This window comes from Bacillus sp. SYZHCR11 (assembly GCF_057196865.1).
This window is the reverse complement of sequence record NZ_JBXUND010000004.1, coordinates 32,616-51,282: the sequence shown is the minus strand read 5'-3', so window position 1 is coordinate 51,282 and position 18,667 is coordinate 32,616. Positions and strand designations below refer to the sequence as shown.

20 protein-coding genes and 1 pseudogene are annotated in these 18,667 nt (G+C 45.4%); 10 read left to right on the top strand and 11 right to left on the bottom strand.

What is annotated here, in order from left to right; translation table 11 throughout:
- Nucleotides 1-128: 128 nt before the first annotated feature.
- From AC2CGA_RS14980 to AC2CGA_RS14970, 3 genes are all read left to right on the top strand, one after another.
- Nucleotides 129-1,178 carry a Cfr family 23S rRNA (adenine(2503)-C(8))-methyltransferase gene (locus tag AC2CGA_RS14980; RefSeq protein ID WP_003156095.1) on the top strand — a complete coding sequence of 350 codons (1,050 nt, stop codon included), beginning with the start codon at nt 129-131 and terminating at the stop codon, nt 1,176-1,178.
- 108 nt (nt 1,179-1,286) lie between these two features.
- Entirely contained in the window at nt 1,287-1,670 is a 384-nt protein-coding gene (locus AC2CGA_RS14975) for a hypothetical protein (RefSeq protein ID WP_003156093.1), read from the top strand.
- 112 nt (nt 1,671-1,782) lie between these two features.
- On the top strand, nt 1,783-2,745 hold the full coding sequence (locus AC2CGA_RS14970; protein WP_003156091.1) for an arsenic resistance protein: 963 nt from the start codon (nt 1,783-1,785) through the stop codon (nt 2,743-2,745).
- Between the two features lie 58 nt (nt 2,746-2,803).
- Here the strand turns inward: AC2CGA_RS14970 and AC2CGA_RS14965 are convergent, their stop codons facing one another.
- A complete protein-coding gene (locus AC2CGA_RS14965) occupies nt 2,804-3,853 on the bottom strand; it encodes an NAD(P)-dependent alcohol dehydrogenase (RefSeq protein WP_015388640.1) in 1,050 nt (349 codons plus the stop codon).
- A gap of 159 nt (nt 3,854-4,012) precedes the next feature.
- Between AC2CGA_RS14965 and AC2CGA_RS14960 the strand changes: the two genes are divergently transcribed.
- Both AC2CGA_RS14960 and AC2CGA_RS14955 read left to right on the top strand, forming a co-directional pair.
- The gene (locus AC2CGA_RS14960; RefSeq protein WP_015388639.1) at nt 4,013-4,417 is read left to right on the top strand and encodes a MerR family transcriptional regulator; all 405 of its coding nucleotides are present in this window, start codon (nt 4,013-4,015) and stop codon (nt 4,415-4,417) included.
- A gap of 222 nt (nt 4,418-4,639) precedes the next feature.
- Nucleotides 4,640-5,929 (top strand): Na+/H+ antiporter NhaC family protein, encoded by a 1,290-nt coding sequence (locus AC2CGA_RS14955; protein ID WP_014304433.1) that lies wholly within the window; start codon nt 4,640-4,642, stop codon nt 5,927-5,929.
- Nucleotides 5,930-5,966: 37 nt separating this feature from the next.
- Here the strand turns inward: AC2CGA_RS14955 and pdxR are convergent, their stop codons facing one another.
- Nucleotides 5,967-7,349, bottom strand: coding sequence for a MocR-like pyridoxine biosynthesis transcription factor PdxR (pdxR, locus tag AC2CGA_RS14950; RefSeq protein WP_159164869.1), 1,383 nt, complete (start codon nt 7,347-7,349; stop codon nt 5,967-5,969).
- Between the two features lie 118 nt (nt 7,350-7,467).
- Between pdxR and AC2CGA_RS14945 the strand changes: the two genes are divergently transcribed.
- Nucleotides 7,468-8,088, top strand: coding sequence for an FMN-binding negative transcriptional regulator (locus AC2CGA_RS14945; RefSeq protein ID WP_159164870.1), 621 nt, complete (start codon nt 7,468-7,470; stop codon nt 8,086-8,088).
- 48 nt (nt 8,089-8,136) lie between these two features.
- Here AC2CGA_RS14945 and AC2CGA_RS14940 read toward each other — a convergent pair whose 3' ends face one another.
- Nucleotides 8,137-8,499 (bottom strand): hypothetical protein, encoded by a 363-nt coding sequence (locus tag AC2CGA_RS14940; protein ID WP_015388637.1) that lies wholly within the window; start codon nt 8,497-8,499, stop codon nt 8,137-8,139.
- Between the two features lie 226 nt (nt 8,500-8,725).
- A complete protein-coding gene (locus AC2CGA_RS14935; protein ID WP_014304437.1) occupies nt 8,726-9,916 on the bottom strand; it encodes an MFS transporter in 1,191 nt (396 codons plus the stop codon).
- Nucleotides 9,917-10,173: 257 nt separating this feature from the next.
- On the opposite strand from AC2CGA_RS14935, the gene AC2CGA_RS14930 reads away from it, so the two are divergent.
- Nucleotides 10,174-10,752, top strand: a complete 579-nt coding sequence (locus AC2CGA_RS14930) for a TetR/AcrR family transcriptional regulator (protein ID WP_003156075.1) — start codon at nt 10,174-10,176, stop codon at nt 10,750-10,752.
- Between the two features lie 93 nt (nt 10,753-10,845).
- On the opposite strand, the pseudogene AC2CGA_RS14925 reads toward AC2CGA_RS14930, so the two are convergent.
- The 6 genes and pseudogenes from AC2CGA_RS14925 to AC2CGA_RS14900 all read right to left on the bottom strand — a co-directional run.
- Nucleotides 10,846-10,932, bottom strand: a pseudogene (locus tag AC2CGA_RS14925) (hypothetical protein); the annotation flags it as partial.
- 101 nt (nt 10,933-11,033) lie between these two features.
- A complete protein-coding gene (locus AC2CGA_RS14920; RefSeq protein ID WP_003156074.1) occupies nt 11,034-11,333 on the bottom strand; it encodes a spore coat protein in 300 nt (99 codons plus the stop codon).
- A 14-nt stretch (nt 11,334-11,347) separates the two neighbouring features.
- Nucleotides 11,348-11,545 (bottom strand): hypothetical protein, encoded by a 198-nt coding sequence (locus tag AC2CGA_RS14915; RefSeq protein ID WP_003156073.1) that lies wholly within the window; start codon nt 11,543-11,545, stop codon nt 11,348-11,350.
- 18 nt (nt 11,546-11,563) lie between these two features.
- Complete coding sequence (locus tag AC2CGA_RS14910; protein ID WP_014304439.1) at nt 11,564-12,700, bottom strand: zinc-dependent alcohol dehydrogenase; 1,137 nt, start codon at nt 12,698-12,700, stop codon at nt 11,564-11,566.
- A gap of 18 nt (nt 12,701-12,718) precedes the next feature.
- Nucleotides 12,719-13,087: a spore coat protein gene (locus AC2CGA_RS14905; protein WP_003156070.1), complete on the bottom strand. Its 369-nt coding sequence runs from the start codon at nt 13,085-13,087 to the stop codon at nt 12,719-12,721.
- 17 nt (nt 13,088-13,104) lie between these two features.
- A complete protein-coding gene (locus AC2CGA_RS14900) occupies nt 13,105-13,350 on the bottom strand; it encodes a spore gernimation protein GerQ (protein WP_072588282.1) in 246 nt (81 codons plus the stop codon).
- A 465-nt stretch (nt 13,351-13,815) separates the two neighbouring features.
- Here AC2CGA_RS14900 and AC2CGA_RS14895 point away from each other — a divergent pair, with 465 nt between their 5' ends.
- From AC2CGA_RS14895 to AC2CGA_RS14885, 3 genes are all read left to right on the top strand, one after another.
- Nucleotides 13,816-14,976, top strand: coding sequence for a sensor histidine kinase (locus tag AC2CGA_RS14895; RefSeq protein WP_069449138.1), 1,161 nt, complete (start codon nt 13,816-13,818; stop codon nt 14,974-14,976).
- A complete protein-coding gene (ydfI, locus tag AC2CGA_RS14890; protein WP_015388630.1) occupies nt 14,969-15,604 on the top strand; it encodes a two-component system response regulator YdfI in 636 nt (211 codons plus the stop codon). The genes AC2CGA_RS14895 and ydfI overlap by 8 nt, the downstream gene beginning before the upstream one ends.
- A 98-nt stretch (nt 15,605-15,702) precedes the next feature.
- Nucleotides 15,703-17,856, top strand: a complete 2,154-nt coding sequence (locus tag AC2CGA_RS14885; protein ID WP_349686279.1) for an MMPL family transporter — start codon at nt 15,703-15,705, stop codon at nt 17,854-17,856.
- 33 nt (nt 17,857-17,889) lie between these two features.
- Here AC2CGA_RS14885 and AC2CGA_RS14880 read toward each other — a convergent pair whose 3' ends face one another.
- Nucleotides 17,890-18,612 (bottom strand): gamma-glutamyl-gamma-aminobutyrate hydrolase family protein, encoded by a 723-nt coding sequence (locus tag AC2CGA_RS14880; protein WP_024084943.1) that lies wholly within the window; start codon nt 18,610-18,612, stop codon nt 17,890-17,892.
- Between the last annotated feature and the right edge of the window lie 55 nt (nt 18,613-18,667).

The window sequence follows — 18,667 nt, the reverse complement described above, 5'->3', positions numbered from 1 at the left end:
ATGTTATTTAAGCGTAACACCGATAATTGTGTCGGTGTTTTTTTGTGCCTGATTTTAAAAAAAGGTTAGATGATCACTCCCTTCTATTTACTCAAACAAACCAGAGTTTTATGGAAGGATGAGAAAACATGCAACAAAAAAACAAGTATATAAGAATTCAAGAGTTCCTGAAACAAAATAAGTTTCCTGATTTTAGAATGAATCAAATCAAAAATGCTGTGTTCAAAGGGAGAATAAATCATTTTAATGAAATAACGGTTCTTCCTAAATCCTTGAGAAAATTGTTAATGAATGAGTTTGGAGAGTCAATTTTAAATATTGCTGCTTTAAAAGTGCAGCATTCTGAGCAAGTAACAAAAGTCTTATTTGAAATTTCAGGAGACGAAAAAATAGAAACGGTCAATATGAAATATAAAGCTGGCTGGGAGTCATTTTGTATATCCTCGCAGTGCGGCTGTCATTTTGGCTGTGCATTTTGTGCAACAGGAGATATTGGTTTAAAACGCAGCTTAACATCAGATGAAATGACTGACCAAATTTTGTACTTTCACTTAAAAGGACATTCAATTGATAGTATTTCTTTTATGGGAATGGGAGAAGCATTAGCGAATGTACAAGTTTTTGATGCTTTACATGTGCTTACAAATCCGGAGTTGTTTGCTTTAAGCCCTCGTCGGTTATCTATTTCGACCATAGGTATTATTCCGGGCATTAAAAAAATCACTCAGGATTATCCGCAGGTCAACCTGACGTTTTCATTACATTCTCCTTTTAATGAACAGCGAAGCAAGTTAATGCCGATAAATGAACGCTTCCCGTTATTGGAGGTAATGGACACATTAGATGAGCATATACGTGTGACCTCAAGAAAAGTTTATATTGCTTATATTATGCTGCCGGGAGTTAATGATTCTATTGATCATGCGAATGAAGTAGTACGTCTTTTAAGAAGCAGATATAAGAGAGGGAACTTGTTCCATGTAAACATCATTAGATATAACCCGACTGTTAGTTCACCTATGAGATTTGAAGAAGTAAATGAGAAACAAGTTGTAAACTTCTATAAAAAATTAAAGTCAGCAGGAATTAACGTGACCGTCAGAAGTCAATTTGGCATTGATATAGATGCTGCTTGCGGACAATTATATGGAAATTATCAAAAAAATAAGAACCGATAAATCAGGTGCAGAACTCGGTTTGACTTCATATTATTTCATTTGATAACATAAAATGGTTATCGTGATTAAAAAAAAGATACCCGTTTTTATAAAAAAGGAGTCATAACGTTGCTGAAAAGGTTTTTTCTTGTTTTTCTTACGCTGATAATGTCTATATTTGCTGTATTCGCGGCTGCTGAAGAGTCTCCCGGCGATCGTGTCATTTCTTTTGACGAGCCTATGATTTTATTGATCTCGCTCGGAATCATCTTATGTTTGTTCATTCCGCCAATCGTCATGTCCTTTTTTGGCAGCTTGGTTGTGAGAATCATATCCGGAGTCTATCAATGTTTTATCGTCCTCACGTTTGCGGGGCTCATTCCGATTGGATTTCTGATCCCCAATGGCTTTTTGACAATTCTTGCTGCCGTCCTGGGAACTTTGGTCAGTTCAGCCAGTGTTGCGGTCACCTTATTCGTTGGCAGGACAGAGAACACAAGTAAGCTTTCGTAAGCGGTTTTGACAACAATAACACGTCCTGAAAACACCAAGTGTCACAGACCCTTGGTGTTTTTTAATTCCGGCAGAAAAGAAGGTATAATGGGCGGGGAAGAGGTGTCAGCCAATGAAAATAACCAGAGAGACATTAGAAAAACAGCAAATTTGGATATATGGTGCAACTCTTGTGATCGGCGGATTAGCGGGGATCGCCGGGAAAGATTCAGGACTTCGCTGGGGATGGACGATATCACCGCTTATCGCTGTTCTCATGTATGCCATGTTTGCCCAAATCCCATTCTTAAAGCTGAGGGAAGCCATGTCAAACCTCAAGTTTATGGCGGCTTTACTGATCGGTAATTTCTTAGCTGTACCTGTCGTTGTATGGGTGTTAACCGCCATTTTTCCTCAATCTCCTCCTATATTATCAGGGGTTTGTTTGGTATTGCTTACACCTTGTATTGATTACGTCATCGTCTTTACTCAGCTCGGCAAAGGAAATGAGAGATTAATATTGGCTTCCACGCCGGTTTTGTTCGCCGTTCAGATGGTATTGCTTCCGTTATACCTGTGGCTGTTTATCGGGAAAGAAGTGATAGGGGCTGTTCATGCGGGACCGTTTCTGGAAGCATTCTCATTGTTAATAGCGGTGCCGCTGCTGGCGGCGGTGATGACTCAATTATGGGCTGATAAGAAACCGGCGGGAGAAAAGGTGTTGGAATGGACGGCGTGGCTGCCTGTTCCTTTTATGGCTCTGGTTTTATTGGCGGTCGTCGCCACACAAATCGGCAAAGTCATCAATGATGCTGACATCATTATACGTGTGATTCCGATCTATCTGCTATTCCTGCTCATTATGCCGTTTGTCTCCCGTTTTATCGCATATGCGTTCCGTCTGGATACAGGTGAAGGAAGAGCATTGATCTTCAGCACGGGCACAAGGAATTCACTCGCAGTCCTTCCGCTAGCGCTGGCTCTGCCGGATGCTTGGGCCTCATTAGCCGCTGCTGTTATCGTCACACAGACGATCGTTGAATTGATAGGCGAATTGGTTTATATCAAAGCGGTGCCCGGATGGCTGCTGAAATAAAAAATAATCTGAACAGAAAAAAACATACCAACAAATATTGGTATGTTTTTTATGAGAATTATAAAGTTGCAATATCAATGACGAAACGGTAGCGGACATCGCTTTGGAGAACCCGTTCGTACGCTTCGTCGACTTGATCGGCCGGTATCACTTCAATTTTAGGAGCAATGCCGTGCTCGGCGGCGAAATCAAGCATCTCCTGAGTCTGCGGAATACCGCCGACGAGTGAACCCGCAATGCTGCGGCGGCCCGTGATTAAGGAGAACACACTGTATGAGTCCGGCTTAGCGGGCGCTCCCACATTTACCAATGTACCGTCAATGCGAAGCAGGGATAAGTAGGCATCTACGTCAAGGTTCGCGGATACTGTATTTAAAATAAGATCAAATCGTCCGGCCAGCTCAGTAAATGTATCCGGATCGCTTGTCGCAAAGTAATGATCGGCTCCAAATTCAAGCGCTTCGTCTTTTTTGTTCATTGAGCGGCTGAGGACGGTGACCTCTGCGCCCAAAGCGTGCGCGAATTGAACGGCTAAATGTCCGAGCCCGCCCATTCCGACAATCGCCACTTTTTTGCCGTGACCGGCATTCCAGTGTTTCAGCGGAGAATAGGTGGTAATGCCCGCGCACAATAGCGGACTGGCAGCATCCAAATCCAGCTGATCGGGAATACGGACAACGAATCTGTCAGTGACAACTATTTTCTGGCTGTAGCCTCCGTACGTAGGGTTTCCGTCGTAGTCCAGGTTATTATAGGTCTGAACAACGCCTTTTGTGCAATATTGTTCGTCTCCGTTCAGGCAGTATTCACATTCCCCGCAGGAGTCTACAAAACAGCCGACACCCACACGGTCGCCGGCGGCAAATGTGGTGACTTCTTCACCCACGGCTTCCACAACTCCGGCAATTTCGTGCCCGGGAACCATCGGAAAGATTCCGCCGCCCCATTCATCGAATGCACTGTGGATGTCTGAGTGACAAATCCCGCTGTACTTAATATCAATCAGGATATCGTGCGGCCGTAATGCTCTTCTCTCAATCGTCGTCCGCTCAAATTTAGCTTTGGCATGCGGAGCGCTTAATACACGAGTCGGATGATTATTGCACATGGTTATCTTCCTTTCCAAGATAAAGTGATGAATCCTCTGTTCGGTTTTACTTTAAATGTTAAAGCGGACTTTAAGTCAAGGGGTTTGGTTTATTTTTTTATGAAATGATATTCTATAATGGCACGCTTATGAAAGGTATGAAGGATGGGTGGTAAGAATATGAAGATTGCGCAGGCTGCAAAGCAGGTTGAGTTATCAGCCGCGACGCTTAGGTATTATGAAAGTATAGGACTGATTCCTCCGGTAAAACGCGATGAAAGCGGCATCCGCGATTATGACGAAGGTGATGTGAATTGGATTCAATTTATAAAATGCATGAGAAGTGCCGGGCTGTCGATTGAGGCTCTGATTGAATATACCGCTTTATTTATTGAAGGAGCCGATCATACGATCGAACCCCGAAAAAACATCCTTATAAATGAAAGGAAAAGGCTGACGGAGAAACAGAGGGAAATTGATGAAACCATAAAACGATTAAACAGGAAGATTGAGGATTACGAAGATATCCTGGAAAATGAAGCGAAACTTAAAAACAGATTGAAAGCTGAATGTATTTCTGAATGAAGAGAAGGTGTCCCGGGCGCCGGGCCGCATGAAATGTACCAAGGGAAACGAGCCTTGGTTTTTTTATTTTCTAAAGAGAGGAAACAAAACAGCTTTTTCTATCTTATCAATCATTACTTATCCTTTTTTCAGCTTGACTTTTTTACTGCAGACTTTTAAAGTGTGAAATGTTGCTTAGACTGTGATAGCGACTTTAATGCTGAAAAGAGGTGGTTTACCCAGATGAACAATCATAAGAATCCTTGGGCGTTATTGCCTTTAGTCTTATTCGTAGGGCTTTTTGTCGGCTCTGGTCTGGTGACCGGAGATTTTTATAAATTGCCGATCTTGATTGCCGCGATCATTGCGTCAGCTTTTGCGCTGTTATTTAACCGGAAGAAATCGCTCAATCAAAAAATAGAATGGTTCGCTTCCGGTGCGGGACATCCTGATATTATCATTATGGTTATGATTTTTATATTGGCAGGTGCCTTTGCTTCAGCGGCTGAGGCGATGGGAGCGGTGCATTCAACTGTCAATCTTGCTTTGAGCATTATTCCGCAGCAGTTTTTGCTGCCGGGGCTGTTTATCATTGCTTGTTTCATTTCTATATCGATGGGAACATCAATGGGCACGATTGCGGCGGTTGCGCCGATCAGCGCGGGTTTGAGCGGAGAGCTTGGCATCTCCAGCGCGATACCGATTGCGGCTGTGGTCGGCGGAGCTATGTTCGGAGATAATCTTTCTTTTATTTCAGATACGACCATTGCGGCAGTCCGGACGCAAAAAACACAAATGAGGGATAAATTCAAAACGAACTTTCTGATTGTTTTGCCCGCTGCCATTGTGACTGTTATTATCTTATTTTTTATTCCGGCAGGCCACGCCCTCCATACGGATGCTGCATCTTACAGCTGGATTAAGGTGCTTCCTTATGTCGCCGTGTTAGTTTTTGCGTTAATCGGTATTAATGTGATGGCTGTCATATTCGGCGGATTGGTTTTGACGGGAATCATCGGATTGGCGGGCGGGAGCCTGACGTTTGATTCTTATTTTAAAGCGATTACGGATGGAGTTGCCGGAATGAGCGACCTTATCATCCTGTCCATGCTGATCGGCGGAATGGTCGGTGTGATGAAACAAAACGGCGGGATCGACTTTTTACTGGAGTTCATCACGAAACGAATCCGTTCCAAAAAAGGCGCCGAAGCCGGCATTGCCGGATTGGTCAGCGTGACGAATCTGGCTGCGGCCAATAATACGATCTCGATTATCGCAGCCGGGCCGATTGCAAAGAATATTGCTGATAAATTCAACATCGACAACAGAAAATCGGCAAGTATTCTGGATATCTTTTCGTGTATGATACAAGGATTGATTCCTTACGGCGCGCAGCTGTTATCAGCCGGGAAATTCGGGAATATTTCACCCGTCAGCATCCTGCCATACTCTTTCTATCCCGTTTTAATCGGAATCTGCGGCATCGCCGCCATTATATTTGGACTGCCGAAATTCACAAGAAATACGAAATAAAAGATAAAAAAAGGCGCCGTTCGGCGCCTTTTTTCTTTCATGACAGCCAAGCTTTTCTCAAAAGCTGTACGCCCTGTGTGATCTGATCCGTATCAAGGTGGGCGAAACCTAACTTTATGATCGGCGGTTCGGGTTTTCCGGCAACGAAATAAACAGCGGTAGGATATACCTTCACTCCGTACTGAAAAGCGCGTTCGATTAATGTTTCTTCTGTATAGTTCAGGTGAACTCTCACCAATATATACAATCCCGACTGCTCGCCGATGATCGTCACTTGCTCGCCGAACTGCTGCTTAATATGTGAAGTCAAGTGCTGCATCTTACGCTTGTAGACAGTGCGCATGCGCTTAATATGGCGGGTCCATTCACCGGCCTTCATCAATTCAGCCATGGTCAGCTGGTTAAGCGAAGAAGCGGTGCTTTCGAAATGAATAAACCGTTTTTTATACCGGTGCAAAAGGCGCTGCGGCAAAACCATATAGCTTATGCGGATGCCCGGTAGAAAGGATTTTGAGAAATTCCCTAAATAAATCACCCGGTCTGATTGAATGGAAGCAAGAGCGGGAAACGGCTGCTGTGTATAACGGAATTCACTGTCATAATCATCTTCAAGAATATAACCCTCTCTATGATTCACCCAATTGATCAGTGTTTGGCGCTGCTGAATGGACATGCTTACGCCGTAAGGGCTGTGATGGGATGGGGTCACATAGATTAATTTTTCTTTCATTGCATGCAATTGAGAAAAATCAGCTCCGTTTTCACAGACAGGCATCGTTTCCAGAGATAGCCCGTGAAATTGAAATGCCGCTCTGGCCCCGTCAAACCCAGGGTCTTCAACGATAATTCCGGAAAAATCCTCTTTCAGAATCCGGCTGAGATATATCAGCATCTGCTGGGTGCTGCTGCCGATGATAACCGAATCCGCATCTGTTTTCACTCCGCGTGATTCCAAGAGATAAGCGGCAATTTGTTCACGCAGGTCTCTCTCGCCGAACGGTTCACCGTAAAGGAAGCTTTTCTCTGATGCCAAAACTTGATTGTATAATTTTCTCCATGTTTTCAGAGGAAAATGCTTTTGATCGACGGCTCCGGCGCGAAAATCAATCAGGGCCGGCTGAGTTGATTCGGTTTTCTCAGCGTAAACAACATCATGTTCTTGTTGAAATAAAGAGGGTTCTATTTCATTAGCAAAATATCCTTTGCGTGTTTCTCCGCGAATGTATCCCTCCGCTAAAAGAAGATCATAGGCCATCAGCGTTGTATTGCGGCTTACCCGCAGGGAATCTGCCAGCTCCCGAATTGAAGGCAGCCGCTCATCTGCCTGAATATTTCCCTGCTCAATCAATGTTTTAAATTGCTCGTAAATTTGTTTGTATTTCGGGGTGCCGCTTCTGAAAGCGAAAATCAAATTTTTCATCAGATGTTCTCCTCTGACATGTGTATTTATTTGAAACTGTATCTTTTTAAATGTCAGTTGATATTTTATTATAGCGGAAAGCGCTTTATCAATCCATGTTCAGAGAGGAGAGTTTTGTATGTATATTCCGGCTCCATTTCAGCTGAGTGAAGCTGAAGCGTGCGATGTAATCAAAGAGTATGGTTTCGCAGCATTGTTTTCAACGGCGGGGGGCATGCCGTATGCAACCCACCTGCCATTGATGATGAGTAAGGGTAACGAATGCTTATACGGTCATTTTGCATTGCCGAACCCCCAATGGAAAGAGATTGATGGCCAAAACGTATTAGCCGTTTTTCAAGGGCCTCATTGTTATATCTCGCCTAAATGGTATGAGACGAATCAGGCTGTTCCCACATGGAATTATGTGGCGGTTCATGTTTACGGAGAGGCGGAGCTTTTGGATGAGGAAGAAACCGTGCAGTCGATGAGTGATCTCGTATTGAAATACGAAAGCCCCGACAGCCCGTACAAATTAGAGGATGTCGATGCGAAATTGCTGGCAGGCATGAACAAAGGGGTAAAAGGTTTTAAAATCAAAATCAGCAAAATAGAGGGGCAGGCGAAGCTTAGTCAAAATCATTCAGCCGCAAGACAAGGGCTGGTTGTACAACAGCTCAAACAGATTCCTCATACAAACGAACAGCTCATTTCCGGCTTGATGGAAGAAAACATCAAACGGATCACCGCAAAAAACTGATAAGCATGTTAAAAACATACCGGCAGCATGCGGTATGTTTTTTTCTGATTATGAAGCTTTTCTCAGGATGAATAACGACTCGAACAGCACATAAATCAAAGGCGCCATTAAAATGAAGAAAGAATGAAAAATAGCATACGGTATGAGTAAGTAAACGATAAGTTTTAATAGAATGGAAGACGTTTTATTCAATGTCCAGCGGTTTTTCAAGATATCAGTCATACAGGCTGAAACAAGGCCGACCGTCAAATATCCGGCTGCTATGTAAAGATAAATAAAAAGGTAAAACGGGTAAGAAGACAACGGGGGTGTGTCTTCCTGTGTCATTTTTAAACCCACATAAAAGACCAATAAAAAGCAAACGGACGAAACGAGAGCTAAAAAAAGGTGTTTATATAAATACTTCTTCATGTGTTTCACCTGCCTATGGACAATTATTTCTAAACATATTATGACATGGTTTTACCGCTGCTGAAAGAATCGGCAGCGGGCATGCGCCCGTCTATATGAGCGGGGCGTAAAGAATCAATATCATCTTTTCATGAATCCGGATGTTTTGTTCGGATGGATGTAAAGAAGAATACACCCCAAAAAAAGCTGTCAGCTTGGCCCTGACGGCTTATTTTTGGTGAAAGGCTTATTTCTCCGTGGTGAAATAAAGCAATGCTATGACCGGAAAAGCGATTCCAATCCATAATGTGATACTCCACCCGCCTGAGGCGTATGCCCATCCTCCGATTGATGATCCTATAGCGCCGCCCAGAAAGAAGATTGCCATAAATAATCCGTTTAATCGGCTGCGGAATTCAGGTGCCAACGAAAAAATGGCACGCTGACTGAGTACGAGATTGGCAGATACCCCCATATCCAACAGGATAGCTGCGGCCACCAGAACTGCTATTCCGACGGGGGAACTGCTCTGAATCATGAGCGGGAGTAATAAAGAAACGATGACAACACCGAGAGCGATTCCGGTGGCAAGCCGGGTCAAGCCGCGATCAGCCAGACGGCCGCCTATCGGTGCAGCCGCTGCACCCGCAATGCCAGCTAATGCATACAGCGCGATTGCCTTTTGAGAAAAATGAAAAGCAGGACCGGACAATAGTAAAGGTACAGTCGTCCAGAATAAGCTGAAAGCTCCAAATACAAACGCATGATAAATGGCACGGCGGCGTAAGACCGGAGTCGTGCGCAGCAGCTTCCACATTGAACCGAGTAAGACGGTGTAGCTTGTGTTTGCTGTTGGTTTTCTGGCAGGAAGCACTTTTGATAAGACGATTGCCAGGACAACACTTAACGCGGCGGATAAAGCAAATATGGCATTCCACCCCCATATATCAGCGACCAGACTGGATATCGGACGGGAAAGCATAATACCGAGAAGCAGGCCGCTCATCACATTGCCGACAACCCGGCCGCGTGCGGCATCTGGTGCAAGGTATGATGCGAACGGAACTAGCACTTGGGCCGCGATGGATCCCAGTCCGATGAAAAACGCAGCGGCTAAAAACAGTGTTCCATGCTTCACACATGCTGTCAGAGTTAGAGCGGCTGCGCTTAGTAGGAGCGATACCACGACAAGTTTTCTGTTTTCGATAATATCTCCCAAAGGGACGAGAAACAGTAGGCCGGCAACGTATCCGATTTGAGTCAGCGTGACAATCAATCCGGCACTGCTTGGAGAAAGCCCGATTGCCGCACTAATGAATCCTGCCAAGGGCTGTGCATAATAAAGATTAGCGACAATGATACCGCATGCCGTTGCGAGAAGAAGGGTTAAACCAGTTGAAATCCCCTGATCCGCTGTTTGTTTATTTTCTTTAGCCATATGAATGAACTCCTTTTTAATGATTTTATGAGGTTTGATACATATTTTGCTGATTCATCTCCTTTACGCAGAGGCTTTTGGAGTCTGCATTTCATCAAGACTTCCCTCAAGTTATTTTATAAACTAAACGTTCAGTTTTGTTTATAAGTGAATAATATACTAAACGTTCAGTTTTGTAAATGGGTTTCTGTTTTCTTTTTTTATACAGGTTAAGTATACTGAACGTATCGTTTATAATTCGGGAAGGAATGATTCATGTGCAGAGTAAACGAGGACGGCCGCGTGATGAAGGAACACATAAGGCGATTCTTTCTGCTGCCTATGACCTATTGTTGGAAAATGGCTTTGACGCGGTGACAGTCGATAAAATTGCAGAGCGTGCCAAAGTGAGTAAGGCAACGATTTATAAATGGTGGTCAAACAAGGCTGCCGTTATCATGGACAGCTTTCTTTCGACCGCTACGGACAGACTGCCTGTGCCCGATACAGGATCAACAGTGCAAGATATATTGACCCACGCCGCGAATTTAGCAAGGTTTTTGACGAGCCGGGAAGGAACCGTTATTAAGGAATTAATCGGTGCGGGACAGCTGGATGCAAAATTGGCGGAAGAATATCGCACGCGATTTTTCCAGCCCCGCCGCCTCCAAGCGAAAGGCCTTCTGGAAAAGGGAATTCAGAAAGGTGAATTAAGAGAGAATCTTGATATTGACGTAAGCATCGATCTCATTTACGGACCGATTTTCTATCGCCTGTTGATCACAGGTGATGAGGTGAATGATTCCTATGTGCATGATCTTGTGATGAGTGCGTTTAAGGGAGTTCAAGCTACGTGAATAACCGCCGCTCGAATCGGGTGAAAAGTATTTGTGCCTATGGGGCAGAAAATAATGAAAAGGCAGAACAAATTGTTCTGCCTTCTTCGCTCTATTTGCGAACCGCCCGGCGGCCGCCACGCACGTAATCACCGCCGCAAGCCCCAATAACAGCCCGAAGAAAGGCTGGAGAAGCTGCAGAGCTGATTCGCGGGAGTTTCGTTGCCTGGGCGCTGTAAAGGCAGTTCTCAGTTTGACATACTGAAGATTGAGCCAGAGGTGCTGTCTCAGCAGGAAAACATTTATAGGACGGGCAGGCGGAGCGCCGTATCAATATTTTGCAAATTAAACCGGACTTGTTCATCTGTGTTCCACGGATGATACCAGCCTTTTTCCATCATATAGCGTGAGATTTGCTCATGCATGTCGATGGCTTCTTCTAAGTGACGGGTGAGGATCGCTTTCACTTCAGGCGTTCCGGCTTCCGTCGCCGCCATCGCATAGTTTCTGACTCCGCTTTTTGCCGAATTCAATAAATCCATAGCGACAATTTGGTCTGTCAGTGCATCCATCCCCGTCAGGTATTCAATAATCGGATTCATTCGTCATTCATCTCCTATTCGTGCTTTGCATCAGATAAAATCGAGGCAAATTCCTGCAATTGCCTTGTTGATGTATCCGCATCCTGCTGCATGATTTCTTTCAGCTGCGGATCGGATACGAGCGCTTTCATGGTTTTGGATTTCGTCAGGCAAAGTGACTTAAAAGAAGCCATCTCCTGAATTTCGAGTAATTCATGTAAGGCGCTGGCCATTTCTGTAGCCTCCGTTCTCTAAGGTTTGAGTACAACTTTAATACAATCATCTGTTTTCGTGTCAAACATCTCATAGCCGTTCTTCGCTTCACTGAGCGGAATGACATGGCTTACAACATCACCCGGGTCAATTTTGCCGGTTGACACCAGTTCAAACATATACGGCATATAATGGATAACCGGAGCTTGTCCTGATCGGATATTGACGTTCCGCTGCATGATATCGCCAAGGGGAAACCCGTTGTATCTGCCGCCGTACACACCCGTAATCTGGATCGTTCCGCCTTTTCGCACCGCTTGGGACGCGATGACCAATGCGCTCATGGCCCCGCCTTGAAGTTTTAATCCGCTGGCGAGGAACTCCAGGTCCGTCATTTTTCCGTCCATGCCGACGGCGTCAATGACAACGTCGGCGCCGCCTTTGGTGATTTCCTTCAGGTAGCTGCCCGTATTTTCGTGGTCTTCGAAGTTCACGATTTCCACTTTATTCGTCCGTTTCGCATGCTGGAGACGGTAGTTGACATAGTCTACGGCTATGACGCGTTTCGCTCCCTTTAACCAGCAGAATTTTTGAGCGAAAAGGCCCACGGGCCCGCAGCCGAGAACGATGACCGTATCGCCTGCTTTTACGCCGGCATTGTCAACGCTCCAAAAACCGGTTGTCATCGCATCGGCAATAACACTCAATTTCTCATCCGGTTCTTCGCATGTTTCGGGGACTTTAAAATGGGTAAAGTTCGCAAAAGGGACGCGCAAATATTCGGCCTGGCCGCCCGGATAGCCGCCGGTACTCCCTGAATAGCCGAAATAAGCGCCCATATCGCCGTTTTCATTTGATTGATCACATTGGCTTTCCAGGTGATTTTTACAATAAGTGCATTCTCCGCAGGCGATATTAAAAGGAATAATGACGCGGTCGCCTTTTTTGACTTTCGTCACGCCGGGACCGGTTTCTTCCACAATGCCCATCGGTTCATGCCCGATAATATAGTCTTCCTGCAAGTTCGGAATGAGTCCGTGGATTAAATGTAAATCTGATCCGCAAATTGCCGTACTTGTGACTTTTATAATCATGTCATCGTGTTTTTCAATCTTCGGATCAGGCACGTCTTTGACGACGACGTTTTTCACTCCTTGATACGTTACGGCCTTCATGCTGTAATACCTCCAGTGTTAGTGTTCATCAGGTGTGCGGTCAAACATCCCTTTTCTGTTCGTTTCAACGGGAAACAGATTCATGTTTCCGACCATGAGGGTATTTTTCGCAGAGAGCTGGTCCAGTTTATACTGTTCGCTCAGATCATGCGGGTGAAACCACTTTTTGCTGACCATCAAGTCTGTAATTTCCTGATGCATCGCGATTCCTTGCATGAGCTGTTTGCGCAGCAAAGCTCTTACATCTGGCGAGGCGGTTTCTGTTAAAGCAACGGCGGTATTTCTGACGCCTTCTTTTGCGCGTATGAGAAAATCCATTGCGAATGTCATATCTGCGAGTTCAGGGACGTGTAATGAATTGATTGGATCTAAATGGTCATGGTTCAATGATGCTTACCTTCCTTTCAATTGATGATCGAAGTCGGCCGATTTTGAGGAACAGGAGCCTGAAACGTTGCCCGTTCATAAACCGTCTGCAGATCAGCAAGGTTTTGCGAGGCTTGCTGAACGTCTTTTTCCATTAACGTTTTCAGATCCTGATCAAACACAAGCCCTTGCATGAGCTTGGATTTCGCTACACAAAGCGTCTTGAAGTTAATGATTTCATGTAAGTCCAGCGACTCGTGAGCCGCTAATTCACGCTTTTCCATAATCGTTTTTTAAACCTCCTCTTCTCAATTACATAATTAATTTCCCCTGAGAAAAGAGCTCTAGTCTTACAAATTTTGTTTATAAAAAAGAGAGAAAAAACCTGACGGTACATTAAAAAAGAGGAAGCACAATCGCTTCCTCTTGTTCACATGGAATGGCTGTCGGTGTCCTGAACGTTTTTCTGATGCGCGGGCGGTTTTGCCGCGCGGGAGACAGACCGCTGAAACCCGGGAAAGGTCATAAAAAAGATATGAACAAAAGCAGCTTGCGAACAATCCCGCAGGCTGTTTTTTCTTTCACCCGTCATGCAGGACAGAAGGGGAAGGTGAGAAGCAGGCGATTATGGTATGATGACAAATAGAATAAAACATCGTGAGGCCGGTCGGCTAAAAGGAAGTGGACAGAGATTGTTTGGTACAAAACATCAAGAAGACTATGTCTCCCGTGACAGACGCTCATTGCATATGCTTGCGCTTCGGGTGCCCGGTCTGGCGTTTATTTTTATGGTATATGCCGCATCAGTCTCTTTGCAGTACATTTATGAAAGCTGGACGGTTTTATTGCTGCTGTTATTCACGATATTGATCGTCATTTTTGCTGTGCTGCACTGGCATTCCTATCGCTGGGTCAAGAAAAAAACGTTTCTTTATTTCATCATACAGGGATTTATCATATATACATCGGCTAACTTGATGACCGGCGGCTATATCGCGGCGGTCATCGGTCTCTATGCCTTTTTAATCGGGCAGATTATCGGAATGGCGGATAAGGGAAAAACGCCGCTCATACTCTATCTTTTCATTTTAATGTCCATAGCAGCCCTGCACCAGGAGCATCCGCATCATCTGCTTCGTTTCATCGTTATCGCCGCTCCCATCATGATCGTGATTATCACATATGCGGCAACATTTTTCGCGCAAGTTGATGAAAAAATCAAAACACAGATGACGCTTGAAAAATTAGAGCTCGCTCACCGGCAAGTGAAACAGCTGACGCTTCAAAACGAAAGGCAGCGGATGGCGAGAGACTTGCACGATACACTTGCACAAGGGCTGGTCAGCTTGCATATGCAGCTTGAAGCGGTGCATGTTCATCTTTCAAAGGGTAACACTGACAGAGCGAAAGACATCATCAGCCAGTCAATGGACAGAGTGAAGGGCACATTGGCTGATGCGCGCTCGGCCATTGACAACCTTCGCAGCAAATCAGAAGAGATCGGGTTCTTAAAAGAAAGCATCACTGAACAAATCAACCATTTTACAGAAGCCTCCGGGCTGTCTTGTTTTTTAGATTACAGCGTGCATCATGTGCTTGACGTTCATACGGCGGAGAATTGCCTTTACATGATTGGCGAAGGCCTGACTAACGCCGCCAAGCATGCAGAAGCAAAGAATGTCTGGGTGTCCGTTCAGGAAGAAGAGGGACAGATCTGCATAACCGTCAAAGATGACGGGAAAGGCTTTGATGCCGGAACAGAAATGAGAAAAAGCGGACATTACGGGCTGCTGGGGATACAAGAACGCGTCAATATGATGAACGGCACTTTCCGTATAACAAGCGCCAGATCAGCGGGAACTCAAATTGAGATCATCATACCAATTCAAGGAGAAGCGGAACATGTATAAAGTGTTAATAGCAGATGACCATCTTGTCGTCAGAGAAGGTCTGAAGCTTTTGATAGAAACAAATGACCATTACACCATAACGGGAGAGGCGGAAAACGGGAAAACCGCCGTCCGCCTCGCAGCGGAACTAAAGCCCGATGTCATTCTCATGGATCTGTACATGCCGGAAATGAGCGGGCTGGAAGCCATTAAACAGATAAAAGAGCATTCTGATGTGCCGATTATTATTTTGACGACCTATAATGAAGATCATCTGATGATAGAAGGCATTGAATCAGGCGCGAACGGTTATCTGCTGAAGGACACAAGCTCAGAAACCTTATTTCATACGATGGATGCGGCGGTCAGGGGAGAAGTGCTTCTGCAGCCGGACATCTTGCGGCGTTTCCGGGAAAAGAAAATGGAACGGGCAAATGCCAATGAAACACAGCTGACGGACAAGGAAATCATAGTTTTGCAAGCCGTTGCGAAAGGACATAAAAGCAAAGCGATCGCCTTCGATTTAGGAATCTCAGAGCGGACGGTAAAAGCGAGATTAACATCGATTTATAACAAATTAGGCGCTGATTCGCGGACGGAAGCCGTCACCATTGCCATGCAAAAAGGCATTCTGAAACTGAATATATAATGAAAAACTGCCCAAACGTACATGCCCCTATGTACGTTTTTTTTATGTGAATGTGAACTACAATTAGGCAGAAAGTAATGATTGGAGAGGAGTATTCGATGTCTGGTTTTTTATATAAATTAGGGGGATGGTCTGCCCGCAACCGATTCAAAATGATCAGTGCGTGGCTCGTGATACTGATCGCTTCGATTGTGATCGCCATCTCGTTAAAACCTGCTTTTTCTGAGGATATGTCAATTCCCGACACACCTTCTGAAAAGGCGATGGATGTGATTCAAAAAGAATTTTCAAAGGGGCCCGATAAAGGAAGCATACGGGTTATTTTCGGAGCTGAAGACGGGAAGAAATTGACGTCAAAACCGGAAAAACAAGCGATTGAAGAGACATTAAAGAAGATCAAAACAGATCATTCGGTCGCTTCGATTGCAAATCCTTTTGAAACAGGAACCATTTCTAAAGACGGGTCAGTGGCATATGCCGATATTACGTACAAAAAAGCGGCGGATGACATTACGGATGCGTCTGTTTCACATATTAAACACAGTCTGTCCGCCGCCGGAGACAAGGGCCTGCAGACGGAGCTCAGCGGCGATGTGCCGGGGGCCGGTGTTGAAGCCGGCGGTGTATCTGAAATTGTCGGCGTTGTGCTGGCTTTCGCCGTTCTGGCCATTACATTTGGTTCATTAGTCATAGCGGGGCTGCCGATTGTCACGGCCCTGATCGGGTTAGGTGTAAGCGTCGCGCTGACGTTAATTGGGACACAAATCTTTACGATAGCCTCGGTCAGTCTCTCATTATCAGGAATGATCGGCCTGGCCGTCGGGATTGATTATGCGCTGTTTATCTTTACGAAGCATCGTCAGTTTTTGGGCGAAGGTGTACAAAAAAATGAATCGATCGCTAAAGCTGCGGGAACGGCTGGCAGCGCCGTCGTTTTTGCGGGACTGACCGTGATCGTCGCGCTTTGCGGATTGACCGTTGTCGGCATTCCGTTCATGTCTGCGATGGGATTGACTGCGGCACTCAGTGTGCTGATGGCTGTATTGGCATCAGTAACGCTGGTTCCTGCGGTGTTGTCAATCGCAGGAAAACGGATGATTCCGAAATCAAACAAGAAGAAAGAAAAGAAAAGCGCCGACACGAATGCCTGGGGACGCTTCGTTACAAAGAAGCCTATTCTGTTAAGCATTTTCAGCATTATTCTTTTAGCTGTCATCAGTCTGCCGGCCATGCATTTAGAACTGGGGCTGCCTGATGCGGGAATGAAAGCGAAAGACAGCCCGGACCGCCGCGCCTATGATCTGTTGTCTAAAGGATTCGGCGAAGGCTTTAACGGCAAGCTGACAATTGTTGCCGATGCAAAGGGAGTCAAGGGGAATAAAAGTGAAGCATTTCAAGACGCCGTGAAAGAAATAAAGGACTTGCACAATGTGGCGAGCGTCACACCTGCCATGCCGAATCAAAAAGGGGATTATGCCATCATTACGGCAGTGCCTGAAACCGGGCCGAATGATAAGGCAACGAAAGAGTTAGTGCAGGATATACGGAAACGATCAGACAAAAACGGCACCCGCCTGCTCGTCACCGGGTCAACAGCGGTGAATATTGATATTTCAGACCGGTTAAACGATGCGATTCCGGAATTCGCCATTCTTATTGTCGGGTTTGCGTTTGTATTGCTGACCGTTGTTTTCCGCTCGCTTCTCGTGCCGCTTGCCGCCGTCGTCGGCTTTTTGCTGACGATGACCGCTACACTCGGGTTATCGGTATTCGTTCTGCAGGATGGGAATTTCACCGGCTTGCTCAGCATTCCGGAAAAAGGTCCGATTCTCGCCTTCCTGCCTATTTTAGCCATCGGTATTCTTTTCGGGCTGGCGATGGACTATCAAGTATTCCTTGTCAGCAGAATGAGAGAAGAATATGTCAAAACAAAAAATCCGGTACAAGCCATCCATGCCGGATTGAAACATAGCGGACCTGTCGTAACAGCGGCGGGACTGATCATGATTTTCGTCTTTGCGGGATTCATCTTCGCGGGGGACTCTACGATCAAATCCATGGGGTTGGCAATGACCTTCGGTGTTCTTTTCGATGCGTTCATTGTAAGAATGACCATCATTCCGAGTGTCATGAAGCTGATGGGACATGCGGCCTGGTACTTGCCGAAGTGGCTGGATAAAATCATTCCGAACGTGGATATCGAAGGCCATAAGCTGACACAAGGCAAAACACCGGAGAAACCGGAAGAATAAAATGAAAAAGCAGATCGTTATGATCTGCTTTTTTTATGTGCTGACCGCATTCATGAACAGAGAAAAAAGCTTTTTCATGTCTTCATGTTTTTTTGTCAGCATTTCGGGATGCCATTGCACGCCGACGACAAATAATTCACCCGTTCGTTCAATCGCTTCAATGGCCCCGTCTTTCGCATAAGCCGCGGCTTTAAATGAAGGCGCCGTCTCTTTTATGATCTGGTGATGGAATGAATTCACCCGCGCTGAATCGCCAAACAAGGTATGGAGACGTGTCCCTTTTTCAAAAGAAACATGATGGGTTTTTAACGGCGGATCTTTTTCTTGGTCATGCTTAATGTCAGCAAACGAAGCGTGTGCCAGGTCTTGATATAAAGTTCCCCCGTAAGTAACGTTTAACATATGCATCCCCCGGCAGATGGCCAGTATCGGCTTTTCTAAAGCAACCGCCGTGAGAATCAGCTCCTTTTCGTAGGCGTCCCGATCAGGAAAGGTCTTTCTTAAAGCCTGTAAAGGTTCTTCGCCGTAAAACAGCGGGTCTATATCCTGGCCGCCGGACAGAATGATGCCGTCAACATGAGAGACCTGTTCCTTTAAAAGCGCCGTCTCTTGAATCACCGGCAATATAAACGGCACACCGCCGGCCTCAGAAACAGACTGAATATAATCATTATTGACATATGCCCGATTATAACCCGGGAAAGGGCCGGATTGATCAGCCATAATGTTTCCCGTAATTCCGATGCGTTTGGCCATTCTGCGTTCACCTGAACCTTTCTTTCTGAACCTTCTCGTATGAATCTGAACGTAG

Excerpts from the sequence above, each read along its gene's own strand:
- AC2CGA_RS14900 (WP_072588282.1), bottom strand. The coding sequence starts at position 13,350 with ATGGAAAAGCGTGAATTAGCGGCTCACGAGTCGCTGGACTTACATGAA.
- pdxR (WP_159164869.1), bottom strand. The coding sequence starts at position 7,349 with ATGAAAAATTTGATTTTCGCTTTCAGAAGCGGCACCCCGAAATACAAA.
- AC2CGA_RS14920 (WP_003156074.1), bottom strand. The coding sequence starts at position 11,333 with ATGAATCCGATTATTGAATACCTGACGGGGATGGATGCACTGACAGAC.
- AC2CGA_RS14885 (WP_349686279.1), top strand. The coding sequence starts at position 15,703 with ATGTCTGGTTTTTTATATAAATTAGGGGGATGGTCTGCCCGCAACCGA.
- AC2CGA_RS14935 (WP_014304437.1), bottom strand. The coding sequence starts at position 9,916 with ATGGCTAAAGAAAATAAACAAACAGCGGATCAGGGGATTTCAACTGGT.
- AC2CGA_RS14980 (WP_003156095.1), top strand. The coding sequence starts at position 129 with ATGCAACAAAAAAACAAGTATATAAGAATTCAAGAGTTCCTGAAACAA.
- AC2CGA_RS14880 (WP_024084943.1), bottom strand. The coding sequence starts at position 18,612 with ATGGCCAAACGCATCGGAATTACGGGAAACATTATGGCTGATCAATCC.
- AC2CGA_RS14895 (WP_069449138.1), top strand. The coding sequence starts at position 13,816 with ATGCTTGCGCTTCGGGTGCCCGGTCTGGCGTTTATTTTTATGGTATAT.
- AC2CGA_RS14970 (WP_003156091.1), top strand. The coding sequence starts at position 1,783 with ATGAAAATAACCAGAGAGACATTAGAAAAACAGCAAATTTGGATATAT.
- AC2CGA_RS14915 (WP_003156073.1), bottom strand. The coding sequence starts at position 11,545 with ATGGCCAGCGCCTTACATGAATTACTCGAAATTCAGGAGATGGCTTCT.
- AC2CGA_RS14940 (WP_015388637.1), bottom strand. The coding sequence starts at position 8,499 with ATGAAGAAGTATTTATATAAACACCTTTTTTTAGCTCTCGTTTCGTCC.
- AC2CGA_RS14960 (WP_015388639.1), top strand. The coding sequence starts at position 4,013 with ATGAAGATTGCGCAGGCTGCAAAGCAGGTTGAGTTATCAGCCGCGACG.
- AC2CGA_RS14965 (WP_015388640.1), bottom strand. The coding sequence starts at position 3,853 with ATGTGCAATAATCATCCGACTCGTGTATTAAGCGCTCCGCATGCCAAA.
- ydfI (WP_015388630.1), top strand. The coding sequence starts at position 14,969 with ATGTATAAAGTGTTAATAGCAGATGACCATCTTGTCGTCAGAGAAGGT.
- AC2CGA_RS14910 (WP_014304439.1), bottom strand. The coding sequence starts at position 12,700 with ATGAAGGCCGTAACGTATCAAGGAGTGAAAAACGTCGTCGTCAAAGAC.
- AC2CGA_RS14955 (WP_014304433.1), top strand. The coding sequence starts at position 4,640 with ATGAACAATCATAAGAATCCTTGGGCGTTATTGCCTTTAGTCTTATTC.
- AC2CGA_RS14945 (WP_159164870.1), top strand. The coding sequence starts at position 7,468 with ATGTATATTCCGGCTCCATTTCAGCTGAGTGAAGCTGAAGCGTGCGAT.